Origin of the sequence: Photobacterium pectinilyticum, from assembly GCF_024357955.1 — a bacterium.
GTDB lineage: Bacteria > Pseudomonadota > Gammaproteobacteria > Enterobacterales > Vibrionaceae > Photobacterium > Photobacterium pectinilyticum.
On the sequence record NZ_JANEYT010000044.1, the window covers coordinates 22,528 to 39,989 of the forward strand.

The 17,462-nt window shown below is 45.2% G+C and carries 16 protein-coding genes and 1 riboswitch; of the genes, 9 read left to right on the plus strand and 7 right to left on the minus strand.

What is annotated here, in order from left to right; all coding sequences use genetic code 11:
* Positions 1–2 precede the first annotated feature (2 nt).
* On the minus strand, positions 3–308 hold the full coding sequence (locus NHN17_RS16970; protein ID WP_255043824.1) for a high-potential iron-sulfur protein: 306 nt from the start codon (positions 306–308) through the stop codon (positions 3–5).
* Positions 309–655: 347 nt separating this feature from the next.
* Here NHN17_RS16970 and NHN17_RS16975 point away from each other — a divergent pair, with 347 nt between their 5' ends.
* Together NHN17_RS16975 and NHN17_RS16980 are read left to right on the plus strand one after the other, a co-directional pair.
* Positions 656–1,318, plus strand: coding sequence for an HAD family hydrolase (locus NHN17_RS16975; RefSeq protein ID WP_255043825.1), 663 nt, complete (start codon positions 656–658; stop codon positions 1,316–1,318).
* Between the two features lie 214 nt (positions 1,319–1,532).
* Positions 1,533–1,940, plus strand: a complete 408-nt coding sequence (locus tag NHN17_RS16980) for a nuclear transport factor 2 family protein (RefSeq protein ID WP_255043826.1) — start codon at positions 1,533–1,535, stop codon at positions 1,938–1,940.
* Between the two features lie 99 nt (positions 1,941–2,039).
* Here the strand turns inward: NHN17_RS16980 and NHN17_RS16985 are convergent, their stop codons facing one another.
* Positions 2,040–3,413: an alanine/glycine:cation symporter family protein gene (locus NHN17_RS16985; RefSeq protein ID WP_255043827.1), complete on the minus strand. Its 1,374-nt coding sequence runs from the start codon at positions 3,411–3,413 to the stop codon at positions 2,040–2,042.
* Between the two features lie 100 nt (positions 3,414–3,513).
* Positions 3,514–3,607: riboswitch (glycine riboswitch) on the minus strand.
* Positions 3,608–3,635: 28 nt separating this feature from the next.
* Positions 3,636–3,770 (minus strand): hypothetical protein, encoded by a 135-nt coding sequence (locus NHN17_RS16990; protein ID WP_255043828.1) that lies wholly within the window; start codon positions 3,768–3,770, stop codon positions 3,636–3,638.
* Between the two features lie 760 nt (positions 3,771–4,530).
* Here NHN17_RS16990 and NHN17_RS16995 point away from each other — a divergent pair.
* Together NHN17_RS16995 and NHN17_RS17000 are read left to right on the plus strand one after the other, a co-directional pair.
* The gene (locus NHN17_RS16995) at positions 4,531–5,238 is read left to right on the plus strand and encodes a response regulator transcription factor (RefSeq protein ID WP_255043829.1); all 708 of its coding nucleotides are present in this window, start codon (positions 4,531–4,533) and stop codon (positions 5,236–5,238) included.
* A gap of 276 nt (positions 5,239–5,514) precedes the next feature.
* The gene (locus tag NHN17_RS17000; protein WP_255043830.1) at positions 5,515–6,654 is read left to right on the plus strand and encodes a J domain-containing protein; all 1,140 of its coding nucleotides are present in this window, start codon (positions 5,515–5,517) and stop codon (positions 6,652–6,654) included.
* Between the two features lie 58 nt (positions 6,655–6,712).
* Here NHN17_RS17000 and NHN17_RS17005 read toward each other — a convergent pair whose 3' ends face one another.
* Both NHN17_RS17005 and NHN17_RS17010 read right to left on the minus strand, forming a co-directional pair.
* On the minus strand, positions 6,713–9,832 hold the full coding sequence (locus tag NHN17_RS17005; protein WP_255043838.1) for an efflux RND transporter permease subunit: 3,120 nt from the start codon (positions 9,830–9,832) through the stop codon (positions 6,713–6,715).
* A 2-nt stretch (positions 9,833–9,834) separates the two neighbouring features.
* Positions 9,835–10,959, minus strand: coding sequence for an efflux RND transporter periplasmic adaptor subunit (locus NHN17_RS17010; RefSeq protein ID WP_255043831.1), 1,125 nt, complete (start codon positions 10,957–10,959; stop codon positions 9,835–9,837).
* A 147-nt stretch (positions 10,960–11,106) separates the two neighbouring features.
* Here NHN17_RS17010 and NHN17_RS17015 point away from each other — a divergent pair, with 147 nt between their 5' ends.
* Positions 11,107–11,718: a TetR/AcrR family transcriptional regulator gene (locus NHN17_RS17015; RefSeq protein WP_255043832.1), complete on the plus strand. Its 612-nt coding sequence runs from the start codon at positions 11,107–11,109 to the stop codon at positions 11,716–11,718.
* A gap of 64 nt (positions 11,719–11,782) precedes the next feature.
* The gene (locus NHN17_RS17020) at positions 11,783–12,586 is read left to right on the plus strand and encodes a transporter substrate-binding domain-containing protein (RefSeq protein ID WP_373689573.1); all 804 of its coding nucleotides are present in this window, start codon (positions 11,783–11,785) and stop codon (positions 12,584–12,586) included.
* A gap of 86 nt (positions 12,587–12,672) precedes the next feature.
* Here NHN17_RS17020 and NHN17_RS17025 read toward each other — a convergent pair whose 3' ends face one another.
* Positions 12,673–14,187, minus strand: a complete 1,515-nt coding sequence (locus NHN17_RS17025; protein WP_255043833.1) for a Na+/H+ antiporter NhaC family protein — start codon at positions 14,185–14,187, stop codon at positions 12,673–12,675.
* A gap of 368 nt (positions 14,188–14,555) precedes the next feature.
* On the opposite strand from NHN17_RS17025, the gene NHN17_RS17030 reads away from it, so the two are divergent.
* From NHN17_RS17030 to NHN17_RS17040, 3 genes are all read left to right on the plus strand, one after another.
* Entirely contained in the window at positions 14,556–15,155 is a 600-nt protein-coding gene (locus NHN17_RS17030) for an HAD family hydrolase (RefSeq protein ID WP_255043834.1), read from the plus strand.
* A gap of 99 nt (positions 15,156–15,254) precedes the next feature.
* Positions 15,255–15,767 (plus strand): hypothetical protein, encoded by a 513-nt coding sequence (locus tag NHN17_RS17035; protein ID WP_255043835.1) that lies wholly within the window; start codon positions 15,255–15,257, stop codon positions 15,765–15,767.
* Positions 15,768–15,882: 115 nt separating this feature from the next.
* On the plus strand, positions 15,883–16,212 hold the full coding sequence (locus NHN17_RS17040; protein WP_255043836.1) for a hypothetical protein: 330 nt from the start codon (positions 15,883–15,885) through the stop codon (positions 16,210–16,212).
* A 144-nt stretch (positions 16,213–16,356) separates the two neighbouring features.
* On the opposite strand, the gene NHN17_RS17045 is transcribed toward NHN17_RS17040, so the two are convergent.
* On the minus strand, positions 16,357–17,283 hold the full coding sequence (locus NHN17_RS17045) for a WYL domain-containing protein (RefSeq protein WP_255043837.1): 927 nt from the start codon (positions 17,281–17,283) through the stop codon (positions 16,357–16,359).
* Between the last annotated feature and the right edge of the window lie 179 nt (positions 17,284–17,462).

Consider the following 17,462-nt stretch of genomic DNA (forward strand, 5'->3'; position numbering starts at 1 on the left):
AATTAAGGCTTTTTCACCCAAGCGCTACACCAACCATTGGTATTAACTGCTTTACCGGGGAAGATTGCGCATGGTCGCCATTCATCTCCATCATTACCCTGAATAAGTGCACAGTTACCACAGTGTTTTTCACTGTCTGCTGCTTGGTGAACGTATTGAAGGGCTTTTGCTTGAGGATCATCCTCAGTCAGTTGAGGTAAGTCTGCAGCATGGGCAGGCTTGACCAGTAGCTCTTTACCAACGGTAATACCAATGACACTGGCAAGCCCAAGCTTGAGGAAATTCCTTCTATTTGCTGTGTATTTCATATTACGACCTTCTTATTGCTCACATGTTTAACGACATTTGTTTTTGTTTATTATGTTGCACTACAAGGGTAATACGTATCGTCACTGAATGTTGGACCAAAAATGTGATGATGTTAATGAGATTGTTGTTTTTTTGTGATTGCACTTTGCGTAATTGTTGAATGCGAGGGGCTGCAAAGTGATTGGTTTATTCGTGAGTACTCAATGATTGATGCTGATGTAACGTACTGAGAAAGAACGCTTGATGTGAAACAAGCTTTTACAGATTACGTAAAATCAAGGCTTGCAACATTTTCTTTACAAGTGCATCATCTTGCGTCGAGTGCAGCAAATCATAAGGATAAAAAGTGGCTAATCTGTTTTTATTGGATATTGATGGGGCACTGGTAGATTCAAATAACCTAGAGCTGGGTTGCTATGTTAAAGCAGTTAATGAAGTGCTAGGGGTTGAAATGGATACAGACCTTACCCAATATGCCAATCTTACCGATGGCGGAGTGTTAGACGAGATCATCGCGAAACACGGTATTTCCGAGAGCCGATCACTGATTCACCGCAAAGTAGAGAGTCGCTTCTCGACCTTGGTTCAACAAGCGATAAAAGAGTCCCCTGAGGCAGTACATGAAGCAGTGGGGGCTAAAGCTTTTTTAAATCACATAAACGACCTTCAAAATACGCATATTGCTATATCCACCAGTGGCTGGGCGTCGACGGCTAAATTGAAATTACGTGCAGCAGGTTTTGACATTAGCAATATAACCTTTGCTTCATCTTCTGATGCATTAAGCCGTACAGAAATTATGGCGCTGGCTGCTTTTCGTGCCAAGCAAGATTTAGGTGTTGTTTTTGATCGTCGCGTCTTGTTTGCGCATGGTGATCGCAATAAGCATGCTTCACAAGAGCTGGGCTATGATTATGTTGAAGTGGGTCGTACAGATGGCCATCATACACATATTCCAAACCTTACTCACTATCAGGCGGCATTCTCTCAATTGGCCTTGTCTTCATAAACACATCCATTCCATTTAGGCGTGATATTGCTATGCTAACTTTACGCCCAATGGGTAAATGGTCGATACCCTTACTTTGCGCTTCTTTGTTGCTAATTTTATTTCCTCTTCAAGCGGCTCAGCGTATCCACTTCCCAAAAGAAGATGATTAGATAGAACCTTCTATAAGTTCTATGCTAAATAATAGCAACGATGGAACTTGGAGTAATATCACATGGATGAGAAGTGGGTTCTGCAATGGTTTAATGATGTTTGGTCTAACGCCAACAGTGCAAAGTTACAGGCATTGGCCACCGATCCTTTTCATTTCCACGTCCCTGGTGGAAAGAGTTACCTGCTTAGTCATACCGAGTACCTCAACTTTATTACAGTATGGGGGCAGCGGTTTAGAGACGTTACTTTTCGGATTATTGATACGGTTAGCGATGACAACAAAACCGTCGTCGTTTACCAATGCCATGCCTTGTATTGTGGAGGGTGGGCAAAGATCCCAGCCAAAAAACAAAAAGTTATGATGACCGGGATGGCTTACTTCAAACATAAAGGTGACAAAATTGTCGATTGCCGTCTTGAAGACAGTAGCTTTGATTTGTATCAGCAACTGACAAGGCGTTTAGAATAAAAAAACACCCCGCGGTGATATATACCGAAGGGTGTTTAGTGGCGACTATTTCATGAAATTGGTTAGCTATTGGGTGATGGCTACTTTAAAGCATCACACTTAAATCGTTTGTACCTGAGCGGCTGGCGTATTCAGTTTTAGGAAGAACTCTTTAGTTTCCGCAACAACCACATCACGCAGCAAGATCAAACCTATCAAGTTCGGGACCGCCATCAAACCATTCACGATATCGGCAATCAGCCAAATCATATCCAGTTTCATAAAGGCGCCAGCGGCAACCAGTACTAGGAAGAACACCTTGTAAGGCAAGATAGCCTTAACGCCAAATAGATACGTAATACAACGCTCACCGTAGTAGTTCCAACCCAGAATAGTCGTAAAGGCGAAGAACATCAGGCCGATAGTAACCATCATTGGGCCAATGAAACTAGAGTCCAAACCGCTGGCAAAAGCATAGCTGGTCATCGCAGCCCCTGCGTAGTCGCTTTGCCAAGCACCGGTTACCACTAAGGTAAGGCCTGTCATGGTACAAATGATGATGGTATCGAAGAATGTACCTGTCATCGAGATCAAGCCTTGCTCTACACATGAATCGGTTTTTGCAGCAGCGGCTGCCATAGGTGCACTACCGAGACCAGATTCGTTCGAGAATACACCACGAGCAATACCAGACTGGATAGCCAGCATGATGCCTGCACCAACGAAACCACCTGTTGCGGCATGACCGGTGAAAGCTGATTGCACCACAAGTTGGATGGCAGCAGGAATCGCACTGTATTGTGAGCCAAGTACAATGACACAAGCAATGATGTAGAACACGGCCATGAATGGCACAACTTTGCTGGCGACTTTAGCTATAGACTTCACACCACCAAGTGTTACCACAGCAACAAGAATGGTGAGAATAACAACTGTGATTTCACGTGGGATCTCAAATGATAAATAGGCTGCATCAACAATGGCATTAGCTTGTGGGAAAGTACCAATACCAAAGCAGGCAACACCTAGAGCAAATACGGCGAACATACGTGCCAGCCATTTTTGACCGGTGCCTTTTTCAATGTAATACATTGGGCCACCGAGCATTTGGCCATTGGAATCGACTTCACGGTATTTAACCGCCAGTAGGCACTCTGCATACTTGGTTGCCATACCGAACAACGCTGCAAGCCACATCCAGAATAGAGCGCCTGGACCACCCATTTTAATGGCGGTCGCAACACCGACAATATTACCGGTACCTATGGTTGCGGAAAGTGCTGTACACAGTGCGGCAAAACTGGAAACGTCACCGTCAGCCTTGCTGTTTTTGTTTCCCTTGAATAGATAGCCCAAAGCGAGGGGTAGGTAGCGAATCTGGATCAGCCCAAGGCGGACTGTCAGGTAAATACCTGTACCTACTAGCAAAAGAAGTAGTGGTGGGCCCCAAACGAGGTTATCAATAGTTTGTAAGAAATTATATAGTGGGTTCATTTTCTCTTTACCTTTAAACATCAAAGGAAGAGATAAAGAACAACAGTTATACCGTTGTATGGTGTATCAGAATGTTGGTGTTACTTTCTGTGCTGTTGATCTTATCTCCTCTGTCCTTTTGCCTGAGAGTTTCACCTGAATTCAGGTTTGCTCCTTCGGCGACCGATTAAACGGTTCTCTCCAGAGGCTCCTCCAACAACAGTCCATACCTTGCTCAGTGTTTCACTGAGTAGGGTGCCTGAAAGATTTACTGACTAATGCCTGCAGTGGCTGCAAACGGGATAGCGAGCTTACTTCTTCGGCGGGCTTGTACCTAGCGTTAATAGCGAGTACTTGCCACTCTCCTGCTGTCTTCATCGGAACTCAATTTTCCCGGACATATTAATAGATAAAAATGCGATTGTCTTCAAAAAATTCAACAAATTTTAATAGGATGGATTGACGTGCCAGAATTTTATGCGTGTATTTTCATTTGTTATGACCTTTTATAGAGTACAGCCGCTTCAGCTTGTTGATCGTAGTATGCGCCAGTGCATAACTGAATCTGCTTGTGTCATTCATTCCCTCCCTCTTTTTCCGATCTCCAAGTGCCTTGACATGACTTGGTGATTTTTATTGTCAGAAGTCGTTCTGTTAATGCTACTGGGTTTTAATAATTGTGATATTAGTTGGATATGATGTAAGTCTATTTAGTGCAAGTGTGTTGATATGGTCTTTTTCTTGCTTGTCGCCTTAAGCGCTATAATTTTGTGGTGTATAAGGCGAAAAATAGCAAAAAGTAATTTTAAGAAAATGCAATACGGAATAAATTAATAGATTTTTTTTGACTTAAAAAATTCCTTAAATTCAAATTTGATATAACAGAATTGATTTTAAAGGCAGTTATGCGCTTTAACTTGTTGAAGTCATCGCATTAGCAGATTATTTTGAAGAATTAGATTTAAAGTTGCAACAAATTTGCCGTCTGGAATTTTTTGGGTTTATAGACGTTAATTATCAATGTCACGTCACTTTTTTGACGGGCATAAAACTATAATTGATGCGACGAAGTTTTATGACAAGGAGAGTTTATACAGACTAAGCGTTTGTAATTTTCTTAATAGATTAAGGTGAAGCTGTGATATGGGTTAGTTGTAGCCACTTCGATAAAGTGGCAGAAGCGAAAGAAAACCTTAAGATGTCACATGATGTGGTGGACGTCTCGCCTTTTGAGCTGTTGTCAACAATGACAGGTCAGGAGCTGATCTTCCTTGAAGTCGTAGACTCAACGTCGAATGGTTTTGAATTGTTGCAGTCGGTGAAAAGTCGCTTCCCGCAGACTAAGGTCGTGGTGGTATATCACAGTCTTGACGCCGATCTTGCTTTGAATGTCCTTCGAGCTGGTGGCGAAGATGTGATTGCCGCCAACGCAACCAAACAAGAAATCGAAGCCTGTTTCAGTAGGCTCCATACTCATAATGTTGTCGCCGAGCCGGTGCAGGGTTATGAACAACGTGAACTGTCAATCAGACCTGCATTGAAGATCATCGATGAGAATATTAGCTCACCGTTGCGGGAAGAAGATCTCGCCAATGCTTGTCATTATTCTCCCACTTACTTTTCTCGCCTATTTCACAATGTGATGGGTGTGACCTTGAAGCAGTATATTATTAAGAAACGGCTTGATTTAGCGTGTGGGTTATTGAGTTCTGATAGAGAAAAAATTTCACAGATCGCTCACTCAACAGGTTTTAAGGATGTCTCTTATTTCTCTCGGGTATTTAAGAAGCACATGGGCTGCTCTCCCGGCGAGTTCAGGATGCGAAAGCACAATCTTCACACCTGATAGCAAAGCAACAAATGATCAAAGAACAACCTGTTACCCAGTGTAATAGGTTGTTTTTGTGTTTAAAGAGGAAAAATTATCAACTAACCCATTCAAAAGTCGATAACATTTTTACTTTTTGTAGAGAGGCCAGAATATTTTCCGTTTGCTATGGCATATCGCTTCTATATATGGCACATGACAGGGAGTGACGAAATGTGTTTAGCAAGGTATGTAATTGTCTGCATATAATGAAAGCGGGATATTGGTTCAAAAAATGCTATCGGTAAAAATGGAATGACAACATATTTCGATATTCTGGGCATAAGAAAGAATACACCTGTGACTGATGTGAAGCGGCGATATAAGCAACTTTCAAGCCGCTGCCACCCTGACAAGGGAGGCTCAAAGTCAATGATGCAGTTGGTCAGTCAGGCTTATGAAAAGGTGTTGTCTGGACATGGCCATGAAGAGGCAGTGCAGACTGTCTACCTTAAATCTAATGAGCAAGCCGTGATATGGCAGAAAAAATGCCAATTGCTTGAAGAGACTAATAGGGGCCTTCAGCAGTGCAATAAGGATCTGGAAAAAAAGCTGAAAACGGTGCTTGAACAGCTAGAAGATAAAAAGGCGACATCAGAAGGGGAGAAAAATTATAAGCAAATGATGGTAGAAGATATGCAGGCGTTGCGTCGGGAAAATCGCCGTTTGCAATCGAAAGTGGATAGCCTTCGCCGTGAAAAAGGCAGTAAGAAGACAGAAGTTGTGAAATCTGAACGACCGGGGCAACTCGTTGCTGCTTCGCAACCATTGACTCCAGCGGTAGTCAACCAAATTAAAGCCATTGGCAGAAGCCGTTACTGGGGACGCTTGGCGATGATTGTTATCCCTGTCGCTTTGGTATGGCTCGGGATGGGCCCCGCGAAAGAGCCGTTGCTGAATGTATGGCATAGCCTGAACCCTGAGCCTCAGAGAGTTAGTAAGCCGATAATGCGTTTGCTCCATCATGACTCTAATGAGGTGGAAAACCAGAATATGGCACAGATTGAATCACCGCAAAATGTAGTGATTGAAAAAGAAGTGATATTACCTCGAATACAAATGAGTAAAGATGTTGGTGTATGGCAGCTGAGTAAATTTGAGAATATGGCGAAGTACTACATCAGTGTACGGAGTGAAAAAGGCTCATATGTGATTAAAAGTTGTCAGGGTGATTTTCAGTATTACAAAAACACCTTGCAGCGCTCGGGTAGGATGGCCGCCAACCTTATTTATACGCGTGATGAGCGGCATTTTGAAATTTACGACATTCCTTACGGCAATGGCTCATTTGCCCATAACTGGGCCAAGAGCAAAAGTTTGCTGATCAATAACGAGTACTTCCCCAATAATAACTTTTCTGAGTCCTACAGTACGTTACAACAATACTGTCAGTAAAAAAAGAATGACGGGCAAGCCCGTCATTGACCATTTCATCACGTCATTGATTACCCAATCACTGTAGGCTCTCTTTTGGCTGTCGATCATAGTTGGGTTGTAGCTCAGTGTTACGTACCGCCAAAGGCTTGTATTTTACTGCCAGCTTGAACGCAGCGGGAACAAAGTAAAACGAGACCAGAGTTGTAAGCAGGGTACCGCCTGCAATTGCCACAGCAAATGGAGGCCAGAAGCCACCACCGGCTAGGATCAGCGGCATGAAGCCACCGATGGTCGTAATGGTCGTTGAGGTAATGTGCCTAGTACAGCTCATTACGGCGACCACAATCGCATCTAGGTTGCCCTTACTCGCTTCTGGGCTGCTCTTTAGCTCGGCCAGTATGACGATGGCGGCGTTAATCGCTAGGCCGACTAGGCCGAGCAAGCCGATGATCACAGTAAAGCCAAACGGGTAACCAAAAGAGGCCACTGACAGCAAACCTAACCCTGCTGAAAGTATCCCTACAAGGAAAATAACCAGGCTTAAACGGAATGAGTTGAACGACAGCACCACCACCATAACTAACAAGGTGATGACCATAGTCAGGTTTGCCATCAGGTTACCGACTGACTCGTTACGCTCTGCCGACTCGCCCCCAAACTCAATGGTGTAGCCACTGGGGATGCTGGCTCGGTACTTTTCCAGTTCAGCCTGAAAATGTACCAAGGCTGTTTGCGGCAGCACGCCGGCGCGGATATAGCCTTCAATGACGTTGACCCGCTGCCCGTTACGCCGAGGGATCGCGCCTCGACTAGGAGTAAGAGACAGGTCGGCAATGGCAAATACCGGTAAGCCAATCACATCACTGTCCGCTTTTATAGGAAGTGGCAGACTGCTCAGTTGACTCATACTTTCTCGGTTTTCATCACTGACACGTACGCGGACAGGAATGGATTCGGTAGCCTCAATAATGCTGCCACTCAAACGGCCAGTGAAAGACGCTTGCAGGAGATCAGCAAGGTCTTTAAGGCTCAGGCCACTTAGCTGACTGGCTTCCTCATTCACATTGAGCCACACCTTTGGTGTTCCCGGCTGTAGGGTTTCACGGGTATGTGTAACGTTCGGAGTTTTAGCCATGATCAAGCGGATATCTTCGCCAATAGCTTTAAGTCTGTCGAGGTTAGGGCCATATAGCCTGACTTCTAACGGCGCATTGAATGGGGGGCCTTGTTCAAGCTTTCTAACCAGTATCTGCGCATTGGGCATTTGTTGATCGAGATTGGCCTGAAGGGCAGGGATCAGGGTATTGGCTAGTTCGAAATCACGCACTTTTATCATGGCCTGAGCAAAGTAAGGCGCACCTTGTTGGCGGCTGACGAGGTTGTAGTAGAAAGAGGGAAAATTACCGCCAACAACCCAGCTAACCTGCTCGACGCCCTCATAGCTAGCCAGGATTTGGTCAACCTGCTTGGTCGCTTGCTGTGTCGCAAAAACACTGGCTTGTGGTGGCAGGAAAAGTTGTACCTCGAACATATCCCTGTCAGATGGTGGGAAGAACTGCTCGGTAAGTTGTGTTGCTGCCCAGAACCCAGTGAAGGGAAGGATACACACCAAACCAGCGGTGATCAGTGGGTGTTTAATCGCAAAACGAATAGAGCCTTCAAAGCGTTTACTGACCGCCGGAATGACGATACCTGTGTGGTACCATCGCTGGCCCTGATTGGCCGAAGGTAATATGCGAGAAGCAAAACCGGCTACCAGCGTATGGGAAATTAAATACGAACCAATCAACGAGAAACATACAGTGATGGCGATAGCGCTGACAAATTCACCAGCAGGGCCTGGCATGAGGAAAATTGGTGCGAATGCCAATACCGTTGTTAACGTTGATCCCAGTAACGGGATCCATAAATGCTGGATTGCCTGTAATGCCGCTTCCAGCTTGGCTTTACCTTGTTGGCGGTAGTGTTGGATGGTGTCGACCATGACGATGGCGTTGTCTACCATGATACCAAGCGCAACGATAAGACCGGTTACTGACATTTGGTTGATAGGCAGCCCTGTAAATTTCATCATCGAGAGGGTGACAAGGCTGGTAAGCGGTAATGAAACCGCCACAATAATGGCTGAGCGGACTCCTAAGGTCAGCAGTAAGACCACCAGGATAATTGAAAAGCCGAGCAATAAGCTGTTGTTGAGATCAGACAGTCGGGTTTCGGTATAGCTCTCTTGCTCAAAAATGACATCGACCGAAATATTGGAAGGGATTTGTTGTCGGTATTGCTCCAACAGCTTGTTCATCCGCTCAGTCCACTGATCAACCCGTAATGTCGGTTGCATCCGGGCAGCCACAATAATCGCAGGGTTTCCGTCTACAACGCCAATTTCAGAAGGTGGCGATGCAGCCTTGCGCTCTACCTCGGCGATGTCTTCCAATCGAATCAGGAAGCCATTGTCATCCATTGTGATAGGTACGCGCCTCACCCTGTCGAGGGTATCAAGCGAATCAGAGACTTCTAAGGCAAAGCGGTTTTGGCCATTAACCAATTCACCGGCTGAATTTTTAGCATCCGCTTGATCGATGGCTTGTGACAAAGAAATGGCTGAGAGGCCGAGAGCGCTAGTTGCTGCAGGATCTAACGTGACCTGGATTTCTTCATCGGGTAGGCCATAGGTATCGACAAACTCCACGCCGCTCATGATCCGCATCCGGTTACCGAGCTCAATGGCATAGCGGCGTAAAGTCAGCAAATCTGGCTGGCTATCGCCTTGCCAAGTGAGGGCTGTGATCATGGTATAGGCATAACCATGATCGCTTTCTAAATCAGGTACAGAAGAGCCAGCCGGAAGCAAAGGTGTGACATCGGACAGCTTATCTCTGGTTCTCGACCACACTGGTTCCGAATCGATTATCTCGTCATTAAGCTCGACTTGAATAACCGAAATCCCCGGTCTCGAGACGGAAGATAGCTCTTTGATTTCTTCTAATTGGCGCAGTTCGGTTTCAATTTTTTCGGTGATGAGTGCTTCTACCCGCTCGGCGGTTGCCCCTGGAAAGTGGGTAATGATGCTAGCATGGCGGTTGTGGATCACTGGATCTTCTGCCCTTGGTAGCGTCGTGAGGGCAGAAAAACCCGCGACGACCAAGAGCGCAACAGCTAAAACCAATAGACGGGTATTGCTAATTATGGCTTCCATCTTCATAGCACGGCCTCATCGTGTGTCTTCAGAGGCAGTGGTAACTTTTTTACCGGTTGTACTGCCTGACCAGGGACTAAACGGTGAAGCCCACCCGAAATCAATCTCTCGCCAGGTGTTAGTGCTCCGGTTACGTAAGCATATTCAGCGTTGGCATGGAGTACCTGAATAGATCGACGCTCAACCACATGCAGGTTATCTTCATCACTCATTACAAAAACATTCCACACGCCACGAAGGCCGTCTGTCATTGCCGAAAGCGGGATCCAGTAACCGGGTTTATCATGTACATCACTGAACAGTAAGTAAGCGAGTTGACCGTCGATCACTTCAGCGTTTTCAGGCAAGGAAAATCGGAGTTTGACCGTGCGCGATCCGCTGTCGACACGAGCGCCGGGGTTCAGTAGGGTGACAGGGTAACTATTGGTGCCGACACGCAGCTGCCAATCACTATGAGTAATCAACTTAGCAAGCTGTTTGGCGGGTATGCCGATATGGGCCTCCCTGCTGGTGGACGCCAGTAAAGTCAGGGTTGGTGCACTGACATTAATGACATCGCCTTTTGACACATGGCGAGCACTGATAGTGCCATCGTACGGTGCGTAGACAGTCGACTTTTCTTGACGGAGTTGGTTGGCAGCTAAAGAAGCTGTGAGCTGGCGGTAGTTGGCACGTAGTGCATTGCGCTGGCTATTGAGGGCATCAATTTCCGAATCAGCACTAAAACCTTTCTTCTTCAATGAATTCTGGCGCTTTAAATTCGCTTCAACTAAGTCCAGTTGAGCGGTGATTTGGGACTGTTGAGCACGTAACTCATCCGCTTGGGTGATTAAAAGTTGGGTATCTAGAATAAGGAGAGGATCACCAGCTTTTACGTCGTCGCCGACGTCAGCCAAGATACGGGCCACTTTACCACCCAGTTCGGCACCTAAATTCGCTTGTTGCCCAGCTTGTACCATCCCGACATATTCGCGCTCGACATTATAGTGATCGGAAGGGGCTAGCGTGAACGTATTGACACTTAACAGCTGGTTCATTTGTTGATCGGGTGGTGATGTCGTAGAAGTATTACATCCTACTAGCAATGCTGAACCGATTACGATACCGGCGATTGTTGTCCTTTTCATCTTGCCCTGCCTTAAGTTGTGATATCCAAATATTTGGGATATAAACTAGACTGTCCAGTCCATATGTAAAAAATAAACCATTGGAACTAGACTGTCTAGTTTGATTGTATTAAAACTTATATAGGTTTGTTAATTAAGGGTGAGCGTGTGTTGACTGCAAGAAGTGCCCAGAAAAGGGAACAAATTTTAAAAGCCGCGACAGATCTGTTCTGCGAGCAGGGCTATGGCATTAGCATGGAAGCCATCGCATTAAGAGCGCAGGTGTCCAAGCAAACGGTGTATTCACATTTCAAGACTAAGGATGAGCTCTTTGATACTTGCATTCGGGATAAATGTACGGCAAATCAGCTAGATATCTGTTTGCTGGATGATCCCAGAGAGCCTGAACAAGTACTTGAAGACTTCGCTTGGCGGTTTCAGAATATGTTACTCAGTGATGAGGCGTTGAATACCTACAAGACAGCGGTAAGGCAAAGTGATACTCATCCTGATCTTGCTAAGGTCTACTTGAATGCCGGCCCAAAGAATACCACTGAAATGGTGGCAGCATATTTGGAACAACTTGTCGTTAAAGGCCTGTTAAAAGAAAATTTGAATTGCGGCGATGCGGCGATGCAATTTTTATTGATGTGCCATGGTCGAGCTGTCTATTGGGCATATCTCGGTCAGCAAACTGAAGAATCAGAACAGGAACGCAAGCAGTACCTGAAATCATCTGTCTCAATGTTTTTACAAGGCTATAAAAGTTCCAATGGTTAAATTTGCCAAGATAAATTACTGCTATCTTTATAGATAAGTTTTTTTATGGGTATCAGGGGCATCTATGAAAACAGGGTACATCAAAAGTGGCGCTGTAATTGTTTGTATTTTGATGTCATTGCTTTCAGGGGTGACTCATGCCGCCAAAAGTCGGTTGACAGAGATTATTGACCGTGGCGTGCTGAGGGTAGGGACAACAGGTGACTGGAGTCCGATGACTATACGAGATCCTGCCACAAATTTTTATCGTGGTTTTGATATTGATATTACCACCGAGCTAGCCAAAGACTTGGGTGTGACGGTTGAGTATGTTCCTACATCCTGGAAAAAACTGGTTAATGGTGTGGTTACCGACAAATATGATATGACGGGGAGCGCCTCGTTGAATATGCACCGCGCAAGGTTGGCAGGCTACAGCGATACTTATTACTATTTGGCGTTTGTTCCTGTCGTAAATAAAGCGAATGCAAAGCGTTTTCGCAAATGGAGTGACTTCAATGCCTCTTCGGTCATTCTTACGACCACTGCGGGTACGGTGCAGCAAAGCTTGGTGGAAGAGTTGCTGCCAAATGCCAGAAAGCATGTTAGCGAGAGCGCCAAATTGACTCATCAATATCTTCTGGATAATAAAACTACCGCTATCGTGACATCGAATATAGAAGCCGCATCCTTGGTTAAACGCTATCCACAACTGAGCGTGGCCAAGGTCGATGGTATGCGCTTACCCACCCCCATTGCGATGCTGTTACCCAAAGAAGATCAAGTGTGGATCAATTACGTTAATCACTGGATCGAGTTGAAACAAACCCAAGGCTTCTTTGATCGAGTGGCGAAAAAATGGGGCTTGGTGAAGCTAAGCGTGAATTAGATAAGATCCTGCAACAAATAAAATAGACGTGTTTTAGCTGATCAATGAAGCAGCCAGCGTGATACGCTGGCTGCTCTGTTATTGCTTTATGCTTCTGTCGAACTAACGGTTGAAGCTTGAGCACTGCGTTGCCATTTTGCCAGTAAATAAACCATACACGCTTGTAAAACAAGAGCGAAAGCCAACACGACAGGGCTTTGCATCAAACCTGCAGCAATGAAGCTCACCAACGCAATAGAGCCATTGAGCAATGCATAAGGTAACTGCGTTCTGAAGTGCTCAAATTGATCACAACCTGATCCTGTCGACGATAGAATCGTTGTTTCTGAAATTGGTGAGCAGTGATCACCGAATAACCCGCCAGAAAGAACAGCACCAATACAGGCATACAGTGGGGCATCGATGGCAATGGCTGTTGGGATCACCAATGGTATCATGATGGCAAAAGTGCCCCATGATGAACCGGTTGCAAAAGAAATAATCGCTGACAACAAGAATGCTACTGCGGGTACTAGCCAATAAGGAAAGCCGGCCTGTGCTTGCTCTGCAATGTAGGCCGCTGTACCCAACTCTTTACCCACGCTGCTTAGTGTCCAGGCCAAGATAAGGACAATGGCAACTTGCATCATATTTCCCATGCCTTTGAGATAAACGCTGATCCCATCACTGAGTTTACGTACACCGTAAAACGCCATCAGGGCAATCAAAGTCATTGCGGCAAAGAAGTAAGCACTGGAAAGTGCTGCACGGAATACCGAGCCAGATACCTTTTCAAACGGGAAGCCAAGCGGTGCCAGCATCATTACGAGTACCAGTGCCATGACAAGCAGTGGCGCGAATACAAAAGATGATTTTGCATTTTTATGCGTAAACGTCTGTAAGGTATCAGTGCTGGCTGCAGTAATTATTCCTTGCTGAGCTTTCGCTTCTGCAATAGCCATCGGTCCGAAATCGAGCTTTTTGATTGCCACTAAAGGCACAATAAAAATAGCTAAAAATGCATAGAACTGGAAAGGAATCGCTCTGACGAAGGCTTCCCAGTCAGTGATAGCGACATCCATTGCACTGAATTCTTTTTGCAACAAGCCCATGATGTATACACCCCAGCCAATAAAAGGGATCAATATCGCGACAGGTGAAGAAGTAGAATCAATGATAAATGCAAGTTTTTGACGAGAAAGCTTGAGCTTATCAAATAACGGGCGGAAAACTGGGCCAACGATAAGCGGCGTACCTAAATCGGAGAAGAAAATAAAAATGCCACCAAACCATGATGATAGCTGAGCACGACACTTACTACTGATCCAGTGGGTAACCTTCGCAGCAAAAGCTTGTCCACCACCGGATTGTTCCATCAAGGCGACAAAGCCACCAATAAATACCAGCAGAACGATCACGCCTGCGTTATAGCTGTCGGTGAGTTGAGGGACGAGATAGTCCTTGACCAAAGTGCCGAACGTATCAAGCGGTGCAACACCGTTGAGCATAACGACGCCACTGAAAACACCGCCAAATAAACCGATGACAACGTTTCGTGTTGTGAGGGATAAGGCGAGGGTGACAATAATTGGTATGAGAGAGGTAATGTCTGGTTGGCCCATGTCGCGTTCCTTAGCTGTACGTCCAATATCAAAAAAGGCACAGTGAATATCAATGTTTATCGACTGAATATATATACAAAAGTGTTGCATGTATACCTAGTTCAGGAGGGTTTTGCTATTTTTTATGTGATCAATAGATTGTTCTGCTTAATATGTGAACAATTGCGTTGCTTTCTTATGCCTGGATGTCTCCATAGCTCTCACAGAATCAATCAAGTGTCAGTTTCTTGGGGCATACGGGTTTACTGAATGTAGAGGTTTACATTAGGCAGTGATTGCAATATAAGTGTCATACAGTGCCGTTACGATGCACGGGTGTATTGGAGGGAGATAAAGCCCAAAACACAAAGAAAATAACAAGGAGAAACATGGATTTATCAAGCTACACAGGTATCATTTTCGATATGGATGGAACGTTGGTTGATTCAATGCCAGCACATCTAGAAGCATGGGAAAAAACTTGTGCAATTCATGAGATACCCTTTGATCGTGAGTGGTTTTATAATTTGGGCGGAATGCCTAGCGTAAGAATTGCCAATGAGATCAATCGAGCCTTCTGTCAAAACTTTGATGTAGAGCGTTTAGCGAATACCAAATACAAGTTTTACGACGAAATAATCCATAAGGGTGAAGTGATTGATCCGGTGTATCAAGTACTGCTCGATAATGAAGGCAGTAAAAAAGTGGCCGTAGGTACGGGAAGCCGCATGTTTAATGCCGAGCCTCTGCTTGACCAGACAGGCATTCTACCTATGTTAGATGCATTGGTAACAGCGGATGATGTCGTTAACCATAAACCTAATCCAGACACCTTTTTAGAAGCAGCCAAGCGTATGGGTGTTGAACCACATGACTGCGTGGTATTTGAAGATACTGAATTAGGTCAACGTGCAGCATTGGCGGCAGGAATGGATTGCTACCTTGTTGTTGATGGTGAAATCACCACATTGACGAAAGCGCCACGTTAAAAGCCTTATAAAAATAGGCTGTTGCCGTTTCTGGCTTAGAGACATCGTTGTCCATAAAGGGTATTCTTCACCGCATTGTTTGAATACCCTGTCATTACCATGAATCAACCTCGCAAACCCTCCACTGATGCCAATTCATCTTCTGATAGAAAGCCTTCAGGCTCGAAGCGCGGTAAGTCTGTCCATCAAGAAGAGCTATTCGGCATGTCTGAAACCCGCTTTTGGATTCAGCGTTTAAGTAAAACGGCTATTCGTGCCATGCACATCCTCGGCATTGCAGGCAGTGCAGGCGGGTTCCTATATGGGGTAGATAAGTCGCTGTGGATTCATTGGTGGATTATGGCAATGGTGACAGGCTTAATTATGACTGGATTGGAAATTCGCCAATCGCGGCTATGGCTCATCCAGTTAAAAGGTGTACTGACTTACCTAAAGTTAGGTCTGCTCAGTTGCTTTTTCTTGATCCCGCAACACAAACCTGAGTTGTTCATTATCATCCTCGTGATGTCAGTGGTTATTGCCCACGGCCCAGCAGGACTGCGCCATTACTCTATCTGGCACCGCCGTCGTATTGATGAGCCTAAAGGCAAAAAAAGACAGATTAACGGATAAAATTGATACTCAATTAAATAAAAAGTCTTTTATACAAGAATTGAGACACGGCAATTGTAAACCCGCACTACACTGATTATTAGACATTTACTAATATATGTGTAGGAGACCGATTGTGAAGAAAGTACTGCTTGTGACTTTTTTGCCCCTGGTGATAGCAGGATGTTCCAAGTCTGTTGATGAGCGTGCTGACGAGTTTGTCGAAGCCAGTTTTACCTTGTGCGGCTCCAAAGTTCAGTCTTATGCCCAAGGTGATGACGGTAAAATTCGCGTCGTCTGCGATAACAACAGTTATTTCTCGGTCAAAGATCAAGATACCTTGGCCTACATGCATGAGCTCAATGGCGCTTTTTGTCGTGGCCAAGGTTTTTCTGCATTCCATGAGCGCAGTCGCTACTTTACCTTTACTTGTAAAGGTGAGAAGTCGTTTAATATTCCCAAATAGTGCTGACTGAAATAACTGGCGGTATTACTGCAACAGCTGATAATGCCGTTGCGGCCTACCGTTGGTTTTGTTATTTAGCGCTAAAGAGTAAAAACCGCCCATAAAGACGGTTCAATGATGATGTACTGGGCTATTTCAGCAATATTAGCTTTCTTTCGATTTATATCCCGGCGCAAGAGTAGCGCTGTTTACTTGGTACAGTGCTTGTGGGTTAGCTAAAGCTAACTGATAACCAACGTATTCATGCAATCGGCCATCTTCGCTACAATCAACTTCCCACTTTCTTAGCAGGTATCCTGCAAGCGCGGCACGAACTTCAATGGTCAGCTTGCCCTCTTTCATTTCGTAGTCCAGCTCGATAGCTTCTGGGTTCCCTTGATGTGGGTGAGGGATCAGCTTAACCTCGATGTATTTTTGCCATTGGCGATCAGCTTCAATTCGCTCATCAGTTATAGGCTCATCATCAAGAATCGTTACAGAGGTTACGCGGTTACAAACCACATCCATGAACTGTTCATTTTTACGGTCGAAAGAACGTACGTGCCAGCGATTACCTGAATCAACAAGACTGTGAGGGGCAATCACACGGCGGCTTTTACCACTAGAGGTGGAGATGTACTCAATTTCCAGCAGCTTGTTACGGTAAATACCTTCGCACAGCGCCGCCATGATAGGTGTACGCGGAACGGTCAGCGACGTCGGGGATTCACACTGAATTGGAAAATCCTGATGACCGGAGAAACCGTCGCCATAGCCCAGAGAGATCGTTGCTAGCGTCTTTTTCAGATCGAGATTAAACAACGGGCTGAAATCAGGCTGCTTGTAGTACTTTTTTGATCGCATATCTAGCTTGAGGTTATCCGGCGCGATCTCTTTATAAAGCGCAAAGTCTCGAGTAGTAGCAGCATGACCAACCGCAAAGCGGTCGATCAAATCTTTCCGTGTGACCTCACCAAGGAAGTAAAGGGCAAAGTCTATAAAGGCTAGCCGTTCACGTTGTGCTGAGCCAACGGCATTGAGCTTTTTCTCGACATCTATGTGTGATGCTCCAGCGTTGTTGTATGAGGTCATGTGTATTTATCCAGTACTTTTTTATCAAGGCCCTAATATATACTTAAAATCAGTAGAATCAAGGCTATTTATAAAGATTACACCCAGTTAAAGGCAGCTAGATCCCGAATTCAACTGCGAAGTGCGACACTCTCCAATATCAAGCAGCCAATGCCATTTCTTTAAAGACAATCGCTGGC